The sequence below is a fragment of the Methylobacterium crusticola genome (assembly GCF_003574465.1).
In the GTDB taxonomy this organism is placed as follows: domain Bacteria; phylum Pseudomonadota; class Alphaproteobacteria; order Rhizobiales; family Beijerinckiaceae; genus Methylobacterium; species Methylobacterium crusticola.
The window spans coordinates 1-14807 of the sequence record NZ_QOWC01000015.1 but is presented as its reverse complement, the minus strand read 5'-3'; the positions used below and the strand labels follow the sequence as shown (position 1 = coordinate 14807).

Annotated in this window: 13 protein-coding genes and 1 pseudogene; 3 read left to right on the top strand and 11 right to left on the bottom strand. The window is 71.5% G+C overall.

From position 1 onward, the window contains the following. The first annotated feature begins 37 nt into the window (after positions 1-37). Positions 38-2791 (top strand): PAS domain-containing protein, encoded by a 2754-nt coding sequence (locus DT057_RS11125; protein WP_128562169.1) that lies wholly within the window; start codon positions 38-40, stop codon positions 2789-2791. 73 nt (positions 2792-2864) lie between these two features. On the opposite strand, the gene DT057_RS11120 is transcribed toward DT057_RS11125, so the two are convergent. From DT057_RS11120 to DT057_RS11105, 4 genes are all read right to left on the bottom strand, one after another. Next, positions 2865-3077 carry a NepR family anti-sigma factor gene (locus tag DT057_RS11120; RefSeq protein ID WP_128562168.1) on the bottom strand — a complete coding sequence of 71 codons (213 nt, stop codon included), beginning with the start codon at positions 3075-3077 and terminating at the stop codon, positions 2865-2867. A gap of 299 nt (positions 3078-3376) precedes the next feature. After that, positions 3377-6499 (bottom strand): efflux RND transporter permease subunit, encoded by a 3123-nt coding sequence (locus tag DT057_RS11115; RefSeq protein WP_128562167.1) that lies wholly within the window; start codon positions 6497-6499, stop codon positions 3377-3379. A gap of 36 nt (positions 6500-6535) precedes the next feature. Continuing rightward, complete coding sequence (locus tag DT057_RS11110; RefSeq protein ID WP_128562166.1) at positions 6536-7744, bottom strand: efflux RND transporter periplasmic adaptor subunit; 1209 nt, start codon at positions 7742-7744, stop codon at positions 6536-6538. After that, positions 7744-8385, bottom strand: coding sequence for a TetR/AcrR family transcriptional regulator (locus DT057_RS11105; RefSeq protein ID WP_238313369.1), 642 nt, complete (start codon positions 8383-8385; stop codon positions 7744-7746). The genes DT057_RS11110 and DT057_RS11105 overlap by 1 nt, the downstream gene beginning before the upstream one ends. Positions 8386-8522: 137 nt before the next feature. Here DT057_RS11105 and DT057_RS11100 point away from each other — a divergent pair, with 137 nt between their 5' ends. Continuing rightward, positions 8523-8702 (top strand): hypothetical protein, encoded by a 180-nt coding sequence (locus DT057_RS11100; RefSeq protein WP_128562165.1) that lies wholly within the window; start codon positions 8523-8525, stop codon positions 8700-8702. 98 nt (positions 8703-8800) lie between these two features. Here DT057_RS11100 and pssA read toward each other — a convergent pair whose 3' ends face one another. The 5 genes from pssA to DT057_RS11080 all read right to left on the bottom strand — a co-directional run bounded on the left by pssA (position 8801) and on the right by DT057_RS11080 (position 12171). Next, positions 8801-9637: a CDP-diacylglycerol--serine O-phosphatidyltransferase gene (gene pssA, locus DT057_RS11095; RefSeq protein WP_128562164.1), complete on the bottom strand. Its 837-nt coding sequence runs from the start codon at positions 9635-9637 to the stop codon at positions 8801-8803. 12 nt (positions 9638-9649) lie between these two features. Beyond that, a complete protein-coding gene (locus DT057_RS11090; RefSeq protein ID WP_128562163.1) occupies positions 9650-10363 on the bottom strand; it encodes a phosphatidylserine decarboxylase in 714 nt (237 codons plus the stop codon). A gap of 271 nt (positions 10364-10634) precedes the next feature. Beyond that, entirely contained in the window at positions 10635-11048 is a 414-nt protein-coding gene (locus DT057_RS11085) for an SRPBCC family protein (protein WP_128562162.1), read from the bottom strand. Between the two features lie 44 nt (positions 11049-11092). Further along, positions 11093-11359 (bottom strand): hypothetical protein, encoded by a 267-nt coding sequence (locus DT057_RS36115; RefSeq protein ID WP_203236247.1) that lies wholly within the window; start codon positions 11357-11359, stop codon positions 11093-11095. After that, positions 11356-12171 carry a crotonase/enoyl-CoA hydratase family protein gene (locus DT057_RS11080; protein ID WP_128562161.1) on the bottom strand — a complete coding sequence of 272 codons (816 nt, stop codon included), beginning with the start codon at positions 12169-12171 and terminating at the stop codon, positions 11356-11358. Before DT057_RS11080 ends, DT057_RS36115 begins: the two co-directional genes overlap by 4 nt. A 69-nt stretch (positions 12172-12240) precedes the next feature. On the opposite strand from DT057_RS11080, the gene DT057_RS11075 reads away from it, so the two are divergent. Beyond that, complete coding sequence (locus DT057_RS11075; protein ID WP_162501379.1) at positions 12241-12915, top strand: TetR/AcrR family transcriptional regulator; 675 nt, start codon at positions 12241-12243, stop codon at positions 12913-12915. 318 nt (positions 12916-13233) lie between these two features. On the opposite strand, the gene DT057_RS11070 is transcribed toward DT057_RS11075, so the two are convergent. Further along, positions 13234-14016: a transporter substrate-binding domain-containing protein gene (locus DT057_RS11070; protein ID WP_128562159.1), complete on the bottom strand. Its 783-nt coding sequence runs from the start codon at positions 14014-14016 to the stop codon at positions 13234-13236. A gap of 482 nt (positions 14017-14498) precedes the next feature. Beyond that, positions 14499-14702, bottom strand: a pseudogene (locus tag DT057_RS11065) (MucR family transcriptional regulator); the annotation flags it as partial. Positions 14703-14807: the final 105 nt, after the last annotated feature.

Genomic DNA, 14807 nt, shown 5'->3' with positions numbered 1-14807 from the left:
CCGGCCCGGTGCGCGAACCCGGCGAGGGCGGCTTTCCATGACACGCAAGGTCCTCACGTTCCCGGGCCAGGAGAAGGACCGGCGCCGCCGGGAATCCCTGGCGCGCTACGCCATCCTCGACACGCCCCGGGAGGCCGATTTCGACGACATCGTGGCGCTCGCCTCCGCGGCCTGCGGCATGCCCGTCGCCTTGATCTCCCTCCTCGACGGCCACCGGCAATGGTTCAAGGCGGAGACCGGGCTCGGCCGCAACGAGACGCCGCTCTCCTCCTCGATCTGCGCCCACGCCGTCGAGCAGCGCGACCTGTTCATCATCCCCGACACGACCAAGGACGCGCGCACGGCCGGGAACCCGCTCGTCACCGGCGAGCGGCACATCCGCTTCTACGCCGGCATGCCCCTGGAGACCCCGGACGGCACGGCGCTCGGCACGCTGTGCGTGCTCGACACCAAGCCCAACGCGCTGACGCCCGTCCAGGCCCTCACCCTGCGGACCCTGGCGCGCCAGGTCATGACCCAGCTCGAGCTGCGCCGCGCCCTCAAGGAGCGCCGGGAGAGCGACCGGCGCAACGCCGCCATCCTGGAGAGCGCGGTCGATTACGGCATCATCGCGATGGACCTCACCGGCCACGTCACGAGCTGGAGCGCGGGCGCCGAGCGCATCCTGGGCTGGACCGAGGCCGAGATGATCGGCCGCCACGCGAACGTGTTCTTCACCAGCCGGGACGAGGCCGACGGGGTCGCCGAGCGGGAGATGGGCGCCGCCCTGCTGCACGGGCGCGGCAGCGACGAGCGCTGGCACAAGCGCCGGGACGGCAGCACCTTCTGGGCGAGCGGCGAGATGATGCCGCTGCGCGACGCGCACGGCACGCCCGAGGGCTTCATCAAGATCCTGCGCGACCGCACCGCGGAGCGCCTCGCGGCCGAGCGCCAGCGCGCCGATGCCGCGTTCATGCGCGGCGTGCTCGCCAGCAGCAACGACTGCATCAAAGTGCTCGACCTCGACGCCAACCTGACCTTCATGAGCGAGGGCGGCCTGCGCGTGATGGAGGTCAGCGACTTCAGCGCGATCCGGGGCTGCCCCTGGCCGGACTTCTGGGAGGCGCAGGGCAACCGCGACGCCAGGGCGGCGGTGGCGGCCGCGAAGGCGGGCGGCGTCGGGCGCTTCCAGGGCACGGCCCGCACCATGGCGGGCCACCTGCGCTGGTGGGACGTGCAGGTCACGCCGATCCGCGACGCCGAGGGACGCCCGGAGAGGCTCCTGTCCGTCTCGCGCGACATCACGGTGCAGAAGGCCGCCGAGCAGGACGTCGTGGCCAGCGGGCAGCGCTGGCGCGACCTGTTCACCGGCATGCAGGAGGGCTTCTTCCTCGGCGAGATCGTGCGGGACGCCGGGGGCCGGCCGGTGGATTACCGCTTCCTCGAGATCAATCCCGCCTTCGCGGCCCAGTCGGGCCTGCCGGTCGACAGCATCGGCCGGACGATGCGCAGCCTGGTCCCCGACATCCCGCTCTGGCTGATCGACACCTACGCCCGCATCGTCGACACGGGCGAGCCGCGGCTGTTCGAGGTCCAGGTGCCGGAACTGCACCGCTGGTTCGAGGTGCGGGCGCGCAAGGATGCCGGGCAGCGCTTCACCTGCCTGTTCCTGGACATCACGGACCGCAAGCGGACCGAGACCCGCCGCGCCGCGATGATCGCCCTGGGCGACCGCCTGCGCGACGTGAGCGACGCGGCCGCGATCGGGCCGATCGTCGGGGAGATCCTCGGGCGCACCCTCGACCTCTCCCACGCCGGCTACGCCGCGGTGGATCCCGAGCGCGAGACCGTCACGGTCGCGCAGGGATGGACGGCGCCCGGCCTGACGAGCCTGACCGGGCTCCACCACCTGCGCGAGTACGGCTCCTACGTCGACGACCTCAAGGCCGGGACGACCGTCCTCATCGAGGACGTCAGGCAGGACCCGCGCACGGAGGGCGAGCGGGCGCGCATGGCCGCCATCGACGTGGTGTCCCTCGTCAACATGCCGATCCTGGAGCGCGGCCGCTTCGTCACGCTGTTCTTCGCGCTCAAGAGCGTGCCGCACGCCTGGGCGCCCGAGGAGGTCGCCTTCCTGCGCAACGTGGCCGACCGCGCCCGGGCCGCCGTGGCGCGGCTCGAGGCCGAGGAGCAGCAGCGCGTCCTGAACCTCGAATTGAGCCACCGGATGAGGAACACGCTGGCGATGGTGCAATCCATCGCCAACCAGACCATGCGGGGGGCGACCGACGTGGAGACGGCGCGGAACGTGCTCGCCGCCCGCCTCGTCGCCCTCGGGCGCTCGCACGACCTCCTCCTCGGCGGCGCGATCGGCAGCACCGGCCTCACGGCGCTCGTCGCGAGCGCCGTCGAGTTGCACCGGGACCGGCCCGAGCGCTTCCTCCTCGAGGGGCCCGACCTCGCGGTCGGGCCGAAATGCGCCCTGTCGCTGTCGCTCATGCTGCACGAGCTCGCGACGAACGCCGCCAAGTACGGCGCCCTCTCGCTGCCGACCGGGCAGGTCTCCGTTGTCTGGTCGCTGCGCCCCGGCGACGGCGAGACCCGGCTGCACCTGTGCTGGTCGGAGGCGGGAGGTCCCCTGGTGGCGGCCCCGACCCGCACGGGCTTCGGCACGCGCCTGATCTGCCGCGGCCTCGCCAGCAACTTCGACGGCGCGGCGACGCTCGAGTACCGGGCGACGGGCGTCGTGTGCACGATCACGGCGCCGCTGAGCGGCCTCCAGGCCGAGGACGCCCCCTCGCGGGGACGCTGAGGGCTGCCGGCCCCGTGCGAGGATTGCCGGGGAGACGGTAAGCGCCGCCGCCGCCCGCGTCAGCCCGCGCCGCTCAGGCGCCCTCGGGCGGCTCGTCGCCCCCGAGGGCGGCGTCCAGCTGGCGCACGAGATCGGCGATGCGGTCGTCGGCCGGCTGCACCGGCATCCGGTCGTACATCGCGCGCAGGTGGGAGCCGAGATGACGGGGGATCAGGTTCGGCTTGCTGACGTCGACCCAGCGGGTTTGGATCAGGGGCACTGCTCGTTCGTCCTTCGCGTTCGCCACGGTTGTGCTCCCGCGACCCGATCCACACCCTCATCAAGCGAGTGGTGACCTTCGGTGTTTCCAAGGCTTTCCTCAATTTGCCGGAACATCGTAAGGTTCCCATTAATGACGCAGGCCGCGACGCGCGAATCTTGGCGTTACGGCGGCCCGGACTCCCGGTCCGGTCGCGCCGGGCCGGGCGAGCGGCGGGCGCTGCCCCGCGAGGAGAGGCTCCGCGCAGACGGCCCGCGACGGGCGTGCGGTATCCATGAGGGGCGTGAGCCCGCCGCGGGCGGTAAGGCCCGCCCGGTGGGTGCCCCCTACTCCGCGGCCACGCGCGGCGGCACCAGCACGGGACGCGCCGGCGTCGGCGCGGGCAGGTCGGGCTCGTCCACGGCGCCGAGGAAGCGGCCGAGCAGGCGCCCGAACAGGCGCGAGAGATCGTCCATCAGGATGAAGATCGCCGGCACGAAGAGCAGCGACAGGAGCGTCGAGACGATCAGCCCCGAGATCACCGCGATCGCCATCGGGGAGCGGAACTCGCCGCCGATCCCGAGGGCCATGGCGCTCGGCACCATGCCGGCCGCCATCGCGATGGTGGTCATGACGATCGGCCGGGCGCGCTTGCGGCCGGCCTCCGTGATGGCGGTGATGCGGTCGACGCCGCGGGCCATCTCCTCGACGGCGAAATCCACCAGCATGATGGCGTTCTTGGTCACCACGCCCATCAGCATCAGGATCCCGATCACCACCGGCATCGAGATCGGCCGGTTGCAGACCAGGAGGCCCAGGATGGCGCCGCCGATGGAGAGCGGCAGCGAGAACAGGATGGTGAGCGGCTGGAGGAACGAGCCGAAGAGCAGGATCAGCACGCCGAGCACCATCATCAGCCCGGCGCCCATGGCGAGCGCGAAGCCCTCGAACACCTCGGCCATGACCTCGGCGTCGCCGGTCTGGCGCAGGGAGACGCCGGGCGGCAGGTTCCTGGCCGCCGGCACGCCCATCGCCTGCTCGATCAGGCTGCCGAGGGCGTCCGAGCCCTGCATGTTGGCCTCGAGGGCGACGCGCACGGCGCGGTCGTAGCGGTCGATGGCGGTGGGCCCGCGGCCGAGGCTGATGTCGGCCACCGCCGAGAGCGGCACCGAGGCCCCGCCCTTGGCCGGCACCTTCAGGTTCTCGAGCGCCGACAGGTCGCCGCGCAGCGTCGCCGGGAACTGCACCCGGATCGGGATCTGGCGGTCGGCGGCGTTGAACTTGGCGAGGTTGGGGCCGATGTCGCCGATGGTGCCGACCCGCACGGTCTCCGCGATGGTGTCCGTGGAGACGCCGAGGTCGGCCGCGACCCCGGGCTTGGGGCGGATGCGCACCTCGGTGCGGTCGAGGGGCGCCGTCGACATCACGTTGACGAGGTTCGGCAGCCTCGCGACCTCGCGCTGCATCCGCTCGGCCACGTCCGTGACCTGGGCGGTGTCGGCGCCGGCGACGATCAGGGTGAAGTCGCGCTGCCCGCCCTCGCGCAGGGACCAGTAGCGGATGTCGGGCTCGTCCCTGAGGACGTCCATGATGGCCGCCTCGACGTCGGCCTGCCGGCGCGCCCGGTCGGCCTTCGGCGTCAGGTTGATGGTCAGGGTCGCGAGCCGGACCTCCTTCTTGCCCGGGAGCTGGCGGCCGCCGTCGACGAAGACGGAGGAGACCTCGGGCAGGGTGCGGATGCGCGCCGTGACCCGGTCGGTGACCGCGATGGTGTCGTCGAGGCGCGCGCCCGGCGGCAGCTCCACCACGAGGAGGGTGCGCGCGGCGTCCTCCTTGGGCAGGAAGCCCGAGGGCAGGAGGCGCGTCGACAGGATGGAGCCGGCAAACAGCGCGAGGCCCGCCACCAGCGTCACGTACTTGTGGCGCACCGACCAGACCACGAGGCGGTTGTAGGCCCGCAGCACCGGCCCCTCGCGCTCCGGCCGGTGGCCGTGGTCGCGCATGAAGTAGGCCGCCATCATCGGGGTGATGAGGCGCGCCACCAGGAGCGACATCAGCACCGCCATGGCGATGGTGAGGCCGAACTGCTTGAAGTACTGGCCGGCGATGCCGCCCATGAAGCTCACCGGCGCGAAGATCGCCACCAGCGTCGCCGTGATGGCGATGACGGCGAGGCCGATCTCGTCGGCGCCCTCGATGGCGGCCCGGTAGGGCGACTTGCCGAGCCGGACGTGCCGGACGATGTTCTCGATCTCCACGATGGCGTCGTCGACCAGGATGCCGGTGACGAGCGTGATGGCGAGCAGGCTGACCGCGTTGAGGGAGAACCCGAGGGCGCTCATCGCCCAGAAGGTCGGCAGCACGGAGAGCGGCAGCGCCACCGCGGCGATCAGCGTGGCGCGCCAGTCGCGCAGGAACAGGAACACCACCAGCACCGCGAGGGCGGCGCCCTCCATCAGGCCGTGCATGGCGGAGTGGTAGTTGCCCACCGTGTTGGTGACCGAGGTGTCGATGCGGTCGAAGTGGATGCCGGGATTGGCGCGGCCGAGCTCGGCGATCTTGCGCTCCACGACCTCGGCCACGGAGGCGTCGCTTGCCCCGCTCGCCCGCGAGATCGCGAAGGCGACGACGGGCTCGCCGTTGAGGCGGGCGAAGGAGCGGGGCTCCTCGGCGCCGTCGGTCAGGGTCGCGAGCTCGTCGAGCCGCACCTTGCGGCCCCCCGGCAGGACGATGGAGGTCGCCGCGAGGGTGTCGAGGCTGGCCGAGGCCGCGAGGGTGCGGATCGACTGCTCCTGGCCGCCGACTTCGGCCCGGCCGCCGGCCATGTCGGCGCTGGTGAGGCGCAGCTGCCGGTTGACGTCGGCCGCCGTGATGCCGAGGGAGAGCAGGCGGTCGGGCCGGAGCGTCACCCGGACCTCGCGGGCGACGCCGCCGAGGCGCTCGACGCCGCCGACGCCGCGCAGGCCCTGGATCTGGCGCGCCACCACGTCGTCGACGAACCACGACAGGTCCTCGGGCGTCATGGCGGGCGCCGAGGCACCGTACACCATGATGGGCAGCCCGGCGATCTCGACCCGGTTGATGATCGGCTCGTCGATCGTCCGGGGCAGGTTCGTCCGGATCTTGGAGATGGCGTCCTTGACGTCGTTCACCGCCCGGTCGGTGTTGACCTCGAGCCGGAACTCGATCGTGGTGGCGGAGGTGCCCTCGGTGATCGAGGAGGTGATGTGCTTGACGCCCTTCACGCCCGCCACCGCGTCCTCGACCCACTTCGTGACCTGGGTCTGGAGCTCGGAGGGCGCGGCGCCGGCCTGCGTCACCGTGACGGCGACGATCGGCACGTCGATGTTGGGGAAGCGGGTGATCGGCAGGCTGCGGAAGCTCACGATGCCGAGGAGCCCGAGCACCAGGAACAGCACGATCGAGGGGATCGGCTTGCGGATCGCCCAGGCGGAGACGTTCAGGCGCATCGGTGGGGCTCGGTCCTCGAGGCCGGGAGCGGGGCGTCAGGGACGCCCGGCCTCGGCGGTGGCCTGCATGGCGGGAAAGATCGGCCGCACCCGGTCGCCGTCCCGCAGGAAGCTCCCGGCCCGGGCCACCACGGCGTCGCCGGCCCGGACGCCGTCGCGGATCTCGATGAAGCCCTCGGCCGAGAGGCCGGTCCGGATCGCGCGCGCCTCGACGCGCTCGCCCGTCACCACCAGCACGGTGGCGCCGCCCGGGCCGTAGACCACGGCGGCGAGCGGCACCGCGACGCCGGTGCGGCGCGCCACCTCGACCTGGCCGCGGGCGAAGGCCCCGATGCGCAGGCGCGGATCGGCCTCGAGGCGGATGCGCACCTTGCCGAGGCGCGTTGCCCGGTCGATCTCGGGGTACACCACCCGGACGCGTCCCGGCACCGCCACCGGGCCCTCGGCCGTGTCGAGGTCGAGGCTCGCCGGGGCGCCGGCCCGCAGGCGCGCGAGGCCGGTCTCCGTCACCTCGCCCTCCAGCTCGATCTCCCCGCGGGCGATCAGCCGGAAGAGCGGCTCGCCGGAGGCCGTGGCGGTGGCCCCGACGCGGGCGGTGCGACGGTTGACGATGCCGGCCTGCGGCGCCCGGATCTCGGTGCGGGCGAGCTTCAGGTCGAGCTCCGTGCGCTGGGCCCGGGCCTGGGCGAGGTCGGCCTCCGCGATCGCGAGGCCGTTGCGCGAGGCGGCGAGCCGCCCCTCGGCCGAGCGCGCCGCCGAGACCCGCTGCTCCTGCACCGCCTCGGTGGAGTTGCCCGACCGCATCAGCGTGCGGGCGCGCTCGAGGGACAGGGAGGCCTCGACCTGCGCGGCCTCGGCCTGGATGATGGTGCTCTGGGCCTGCGCCACCGCGCCCTCGGCCCGCGCGATGGCGGCGGCGTTCTGGGCGAGCTGCGTGTCGAGCAGCTCGCGCGAGAGGCGCGCCAGCACGGCGCCCTTGGCGACCCGGTCGCCCTCCTCCACCAGGAGCTCCGTGATGCGGCAGCCCTCGATCTCGGGCGCGACCAGGATCTCGTCGCGCGGCACCAGGGTGCCGGTCACGACGGCGCGCTCGACGAGCTCGCGCTCGGCCGCGACCACGACGGTGACGGCGGGCGCCGGCGCCCCCGCCGCCGCGAGGGGCACGGCCACCTCGGCGGCGAGCGCCGCTCCGGGCGGCAGCGCGAGGGCGGCCAGGATGCCGGCGAGGCGGGAGAGGCGGGGCATCAGGCGGTATCCCGGTTGGACGGAGCGGCGCCCGTCGGGTCGAAGCGTCCGGCGAGGGCGGCCGCGACGATCGCCAGGAGGGCGTCGACGGCCGGGCCGGGCGGGGCGTCGGGGGCAAGCGCCCGCCGCACCATGATGCCGTCCGCCATGGCGAGAACGAGGCGGGCGAGCGCCTCCGGGTCGAGGCCGGCCGCGGCGGGCCCCCGCGCGTCGCGGAAGATGCCGGCGAGACGCCCGCTGATCTCCCGCTCGAAGTCCCGGCAGATCGCCGCCATGGCGGGGTTGCGGGTGGCCTCGGACCACATCTCGAGGCAGAGCACCGCCTTGTCGGCGGGCGTGTCGCAGAGGTGGCGCCGGGCGAGGGCCTCGAAGGCCCCGAACAGGTCGGCGCCCGCCGGGAGCGCGGAGAAATCCTCCGCCACCGCGGCCCGGTCCCGCTCCGCGAGGCCGGCCACGATCGCGTCCTTCGAGGGGAAGTAGCGGTAGAGGTTGCCGGGGCTCATCTGCGCCTCGGCGGCCACGTCCTGCATCGTGGTGCGGTGGAAGCCGCCGCGCACGAAGCAGCGCTCGGCCGCGTCGAGGATGCGGCCGCGGCGCTCCTCGGCGGGATCGAGGCGGGCCGGGAGGGGGACGGCGGACACGAATCACCTCCTGAGAATGAACGTTCATTCTCTACCCCGATTGGGGGCTTCACGCAACGGCCGATCTGGTGCAACCTGCAGCGTCCGGCGTGCGTTAATGACCGGATCGTGAGTTCTGAAGGGTGAGGGAACGGTTAATGGCCATCTATCAGATCAAGCAGCCCGCGACGGGCGCCGTTCTGTGGACCGGTGGCGCGGAGAGCGAGGAGCAGGCCCTCGACGCCATGGCGCGCGAGGCCGGCTACGCCGATTTCGCCGCGATCCCCGAGACGCTGCGCAGCGCCGGCACCCTGGTCGACCGCCTGAATCTCGGCTGAGGCCGCGGCCGGGCCACCTCGGAGCAGTGGAATGGAAGCCGGGCCACAGCCCGGCTTTTTCGTGTGCGGGCGCCGCCCGGGCCGTGGGCCGGCGCGCCTTACCCGGCCGGCGTCTCTCCCGGCGCGGCCGCGACCTCGGCGGCGGCCTCCGCCCTGGCGCGGCGGCGGTACTGGTTTGCCCCGAGCGGGATCACGCACAGGTAGGCCAGGCTGAGGAGCGCCAGGGTCTCGAACGGGAAGCTGATGAGCAGCCCGAACCCCGCCACCGTCACCACGAAGATCGGCAGCACGTACTCCCGCGGCACGCGCTTGCCCATGGTCTTGCCCGAGAAGGTGGGCACCGTGGAGATGACCAGGAGGGCGATCATCAGCATGTAGGCGAGGGCCACCGGGGCGAGGCCCGCCCCGAAGTTGAGCCCCAGGAAGTGCAGGTAGAGCGGCAGCAGCACCGTGAGCGCCCCGGCCGGGGCCGGCATGCCGACGAAGAAGTCCTTCCGCCATTCCGGGCGGTCGGGATCGTCCAGCATCACGTTGAAGCGGGCGAGCCGGAGGGCCATCGCGATGGCGAAGATCAGCGCCACGATCCAGCCGAGCGACTTCAGGTGGTGCAGCGTGAAGCTGTAGAGGATGAGGGCCGGGGCACAGCCGAAATTGACGAAGTCGGCGAGGGAGTCGAGCTCGGCGCCGAAGCGCGAGGTGCCCTTGAGCAGGCGCGCCACCCGGCCGTCGATGCCGTCGAGCACGGCCGCCACCACGATGGCGATGACGGCGGGCTCGAAGCGTCCCTCGAAGGCGAGCCGCACGGCCGTGAGGCCGAGGCAGACCGCCATCAGGGTGATCATGTTGGGGATGATCATCCGGACGGGCACGGGCTTGAACCGGCGCGGCTTCGGCTCGTTCGGCTCGGGCGCGAAGGGCGGGAAGAGGTCGTCCATGCCGCCCTCCCCTCACACCCGCCGGAACTGGCGCACCGGCCCGGTGCCGCGCAGGTCGGCCAGCACCGTCTCGCCCGCCACCGCCTTCTGGCCGAGGCCGACCAGCACCCGGGTCTCGGCCGGCAGGTAGACGTCGACCCGCGAGCCGAAGCGGATCAGGCCGAAGCGGTCGCCGACCACGAGGGCGTCGCCGGCCTTGACCCAGTCGACGATCCGCCGCGCCACGAGGCCGGCGATCTGCACCACGCCGACGCGGATCTCCCGGCCGCCCTGCACCGTCTCGATCACGAGGCCGTTGCGCTCGTTGTCCTCGCTCGCCTTGTCGAGCTCGGCGTTGAGGAACAGGCCCGGCGTGTAGTGGATCTGGCCGATCCGCCCCGTCACCGGCACCCGGTTCACGTGGCAGTCGAACACGTTCATGAACACCGAGATGCGCAGCATCGGCTCGGCCGGCAGGTCGAGCTCGACCGGCGGCACCACGGTGCTGATCAGGTTCACCCGCCCGTCGGCCGGCGACACCACGAGGCCCTCGCCCACCGGGACGATCCGCTCGGGGTCGCGGAAGAAGTAGCAGACCCAGAGGGTGAGCAGCAGGAAGACCCAGCCGAGGAACTGCACGAAGCTGCCGGCCAGCACCGTCAGCACGATGCCGATCGCGATGAAGGGGTAGCCCTCCTTGTGGATCGGCACCAGGACGCGGCGGATCGTCTCGAACAGGTCGGTCATGCGGCCTCGGGCGCTGCGGCGGCCGCGGTTGCGGCGCGATGTGGCGCCCGCGGATGGCAGGCGCGCCCGCCCGCGTCAATCGCCCCGGCGCCCCGGCCCCCCGCCCGGGGTCGAAACGCCCCACCGGCCCCGGGACGCGGCGCGCGGATCCCTCGCCGGCGGCCCCGGCGCGCCGGCCTCCCGGCAGCCCGGATCCAGCGCCTGGTGCCTGCGCGCCGGGGCCGCAAGGGGTGGGACGCGGCCGGACCCCTCGCCCGCGCGTCGGCGCTGGTCAGCGCCTCGCGACATGCTTGCAGAAGTTGTTGAGAATGGCCTCCCATCCGCTGCGCTGCTGCTCGATGGGAAACTGGTTCTCGGGATCGAACGAGACCTTCAAGCTCGTCGCGTCGCCCAGCGGAATGAATTCGACCACCGCATTACGATCCCCGAACGCATATTCGATCCGTTCTTTTGGGACGATCTTGGTGTAGACACCCTCGAAATCGAAGCCCATGCTGCCGTCCTTCGCCTCCATACGCGAAGTGAACTTGCCGCCTTCCTGAAGATCGACACTCGCAGTCGGGCAATGCCAGTCGTCCGAGGCGAAATTCCACTGCGTGATCTGATCCGGCGACGTGTAGGCATGCCAGACGACCTCGACCGGTGCGGGAGCCGTTGCTTCCACGGTGATCCGTTCCTGAGTCATGTGCGGTCTGCATCCAGCTGATTTGGGGCGTCGAGGGGCGCACCTCACACCCGATCGTTCGAAGCGGCAACCCCTTGAATGACGTCGAAGCGGGTGCGGTGCGGACGGGGGCGGATGATCCGCAATCGGTCGGAGTGTTTGGTTGTGGAGCGTCGTCGGGATGCGGTGGGCTGGGCAATCAAAGCCTGTGCCTCGCGGTTCGAGGGTGTGCGCCGCCCTGCTGCCAGGCGGGCCCGCGGATGCTCGCCATTCACCCCCTGGCCGCCACGGGCACGGCTCTCACGAAAGCGGCCAAGCTCGCTCGCGGTCATGCGATGTTCGCAAAGTCGCCGTGCCGACCCTTGCCGGAAGCGAAGCGCGCCGCCCCCTCCGCGCCTTCCTTGTGGTGCGCATCCAAGCCGTTCGCCCATTCGCGCTTGAGCGCCTCGCGGACGGTGAGGCCATACGTCTCGTGGACGTTGGCGCGGTCGGCGCGAACGGCTGCTTGCGGGAAACGGGCAATCTCCTGCGCCATGGCTTCGGCGGCTGTTCGCGCCTGTCCCTTCGGCACCACCGTCTCGCACAGCCCGATGCGGTAAGCCTCCTCGGCCGGCACCTTGCGGCCTGTCAGGATGATTTCCATCGCCCGGCCCTGGCCCACGAGCCGCGGCAGGCGCACCGTGCCGCCGTCGAGGAGCGGGATGCCCCAGCGCCGGCAGTAGACTCCGAAATAGGCGTCCTCGGCCATGACGCGCACGTCGCACCACAAGGCCAGTTCCATGCCGCCGGCGACTGCTGGGCCCTCGACCGCCGCGATCACGGGCTTGGAGAGTTCGAGCCGCGACGGACCTAGTGGACCGCGCGGTGAGGGCGCGGAGCCCGGGGGGAAGGCGAGCCCTTCCACGATCTCGGCCTGGAAGCGGTCGCGGTCGGCCAGCGTCGCGGCATATTTGAGGTCCCAGCCCGCGCAGAAGGCGCCGCCCGCGCCCCAGAACACCGCGACTCTGGCGTCCGGGTCGGCCTCGAAGGCGAGGAAGGCTGAGGTGAGCGCGTCGGCGGTCTCGGGGTCGCCCGCGTTGCGAGCATTCGGGCGGTCGTTGATCACCGTCGTCACGGGACCGGACTTCTCGACGTAGACGGCCATCCTGATCTCCCATAACGTTGTTATGCTGACCTCACTATGATACGGACGTGGCAGGAGGGCAAGGCGAAGGTGACCGGAACACAGGGGAACGCGGCGCTCCGGGCGGCTCGCGACGAGCGCGAGGCGGCCCTGCGCGACACGCGACGCCGCCTTGTTCTGGAGGGGGCCTGGCGGGTCTTCGCCCGCGTCGGCCTCGACGGCGCGACCATGCGCGCCATCGCGGCGGCGAGCGGCTGCACCACGGGCGCGCTCTACCCGCTGTTCCCCTCGAAAGAGGCGATCTACGCCGCCCTCCTGGCCGAGTCGCTGGCGCGGCTTGAGACTGCCGTGACCGAGGCCGCCCGGGCCCAGGCGCAGCCGGACGCGGCGCTGCGCGCCGGCGCCTTCGCCTTCCTGGACTACTATCGCGCCCGGCCCGACGAGGTCGCGCTCGGCCTCTATCTCTGGAACGGGGTACGGCCCCGCGGCCTCTCCCGCGAGCTCGATGCCGAGCTGAACGCGCGGCTCATGGCGTCGCTGGGCGTGCTGGAGGCGAGCCTGCGGGACATGGGCGTCGACAAGGCCGGGTCGGCGCGGGCCGAGACGGCGGCCCTGTTCGCTTTCCTGATCGGGGCGCTGGTCGTGCACCAGGCCGGCCGGTTGCGGATGCTGGGCTGCGACCTCGACGAGATCGCCCAGGCGCACGTCGATGCCCTCGTCGAGCGCCTGTCGACCAAGCCTCGTGGGGAGAGGAGCCCCGCATGAGCCCGCGGGCGGCGGCATGGGACCTTGCGCACATCCGGCCTCATTGGCGCTCACGGCCCTGCTCGGCGTCGAGGTCGTCACGGCCGAGCCGGAGCGAAGCCAGGTCCGCCTGTAGCCGATGAGCCTGTCAGGATCGCGCCGCAGCAGGGTTATTCCTGGCAGTCGTTTTCCTTCCGTGTTTTCCTGACATCGGCGGTCGTGCTGCGCTCTCGCGTCAAGCGCGGCAACTGAGGCGGGCCTCAGGGGTGTCAGGAAACCGGTCGTTTGTTGACATGCTGACGCGACCAGGCGATTTGCAACGCGCAGCTCGGATCCCGACTACTCCATCGCGGCACCCCTGAGCCCTGCTCGCTCCGCCATGCGGGCAATCAGACCGCCGGAACGCGCCTTCTCGACGAACTCTCGCAGCCAACTCATCGCCAGCACCTGCCCCCTCGGGATAGCGATCGCGACATGCTCGACACCCCAGCGGCCCGGCAGGACGCGGGATTTCGGGATCGTGTCCGCGGTCTCAAAGAGGATCGGCTTGTTGGTCGCGTAGGCATCGATCGCTCCACGCTCGAACATCGACCCGACCTCGCCGACTGCGGGTACGGTCACGATGCGAGCGTTCTTGAGGATGTCCGGAAGCGTGCGCTCAGACGTGCTTCCTCTCGTGACCCCGACCCGAATGCCGGCCCGATCGATGTCCACGGCGGACGCCAAGGCAGAGCCGTCGGGAACGAGATAGCCGAGTTCGAGGGACAGCACGGTCGGGCTGAAGTCGACTTCCTTGGCCCGGGCGGGTGAGGCGTTGCTCACCGTGAAATCCACCTCTCCAGCGGAGATCGCGGCTACGATCTCGGCGACGGTGCGATACTCGATCCGCCGGACCGGCAGTCCGAGTTGACGCGCCGCCTCGTCTCCAAGCTCGACGCTCATGCCTCGCGCCTCACCGGTTGCCTTGTCGCGGACCATCGACAGGGGGCTTCCCGGGTAGACACCGACGCGCAGAGTGCCTGTGGGGGCGATCTGCGCCGGCACGGTCTGGGCGTGGAGGTGTTGCGGAGCGGAGCACAGGAGAACAAGGAGGAGCGGAAGTCGACGAAGCAGCGCGACCATACGAGACTCCCATTGAGGGTTCGCGCCCAAAGCTGCATGAACTCGACTGTCGCATCGAGCGAAAACGGCGTGGCGCCGACGCTGTGTCTCGTACAGGTCCAGATGAGGACCTGAGGAGGTGCTGCGGGACCGACCTGTGTTCGGCACCTGACCACATTCGATGTCTCACGCCACCGTCTCGCCCGGGTATACCCGAAACAAACGACACTCCCCACGGGCGCGGCACGGTCTTCTGCCCCACCGCAGGCTTCCTACCCGAAGGTGCGCGCGAGCTCCCGGTGGGCACACCCTCCGGCCCACTCGCCGTTGCACAGGGATCCAGAGAGAACCGTTCAGAGACTGTCATCGACGACGCGCGCCGTGACGTGGCGATCGTGCCCTGAGGCGCAAGGCCCGGACATTTTGAAGCGACCTTGATGGAGTTGGAGGTGCCGCAAGTTGCCCGCGAGGGCTGCCCGGCGAATACCCCCGGGTGGGTACCCCTACTTCTCCGGGGCTGCCCCACCCTTACGAGGCCGCCCGCGACCCGCTGGCTTCCTCTCCACCACCTTGGGATCGCGAGCAGCATTCTTCGCCGCGGCCTGCTGGCGGCTCTGGCCGAGACCAATGCTCTTGGCGAGTTCGGAGCGGGAGGCGGCGTAGGTGGCTGCCACCATCGGGTAGTCGTGGGGCCGGCCCCACTTCTCTCAGAGGAATGACCGCTCGGGGTGGGTAGCGGCGGTTCAGCCGGAAGGTGCCAAATGGCAGTTGCGCGTTAGCTCGGATCCCCGATCAGTCTCGCCCGAACGGCC

What these genes read in the sequence shown, in the direction of transcription:
- DT057_RS11125 (WP_128562169.1), top strand. Translation starts at nt 38, where the DNA reads ATGACACGCAAGGTCCTCACGTTCCCGGGCCAGGAGAAGGACCGGCGC.
- DT057_RS11115 (WP_128562167.1), bottom strand. Translation starts at nt 6,499, where the DNA reads ATGCGCCTGAACGTCTCCGCCTGGGCGATCCGCAAGCCGATCCCCTCG.
- DT057_RS11110 (WP_128562166.1), bottom strand. Translation starts at nt 7,744, where the DNA reads ATGCCCCGCCTCTCCCGCCTCGCCGGCATCCTGGCCGCCCTCGCGCTG.
- DT057_RS11100 (WP_128562165.1), top strand. Translation starts at nt 8,523, where the DNA reads ATGGCCATCTATCAGATCAAGCAGCCCGCGACGGGCGCCGTTCTGTGG.
- pssA (WP_128562164.1), bottom strand. Translation starts at nt 9,637, where the DNA reads ATGGACGACCTCTTCCCGCCCTTCGCGCCCGAGCCGAACGAGCCGAAG.
- DT057_RS11090 (WP_128562163.1), bottom strand. Translation starts at nt 10,363, where the DNA reads ATGACCGACCTGTTCGAGACGATCCGCCGCGTCCTGGTGCCGATCCAC.
- DT057_RS11085 (WP_128562162.1), bottom strand. Translation starts at nt 11,048, where the DNA reads ATGACTCAGGAACGGATCACCGTGGAAGCAACGGCTCCCGCACCGGTC.
- DT057_RS36115 (WP_203236247.1), bottom strand. Translation starts at nt 11,359, where the DNA reads ATGACCGCGAGCGAGCTTGGCCGCTTTCGTGAGAGCCGTGCCCGTGGC.
- DT057_RS11080 (WP_128562161.1), bottom strand. Translation starts at nt 12,171, where the DNA reads ATGGCCGTCTACGTCGAGAAGTCCGGTCCCGTGACGACGGTGATCAAC.
- DT057_RS11070 (WP_128562159.1), bottom strand. Translation starts at nt 14,016, where the DNA reads ATGGTCGCGCTGCTTCGTCGACTTCCGCTCCTCCTTGTTCTCCTGTGC.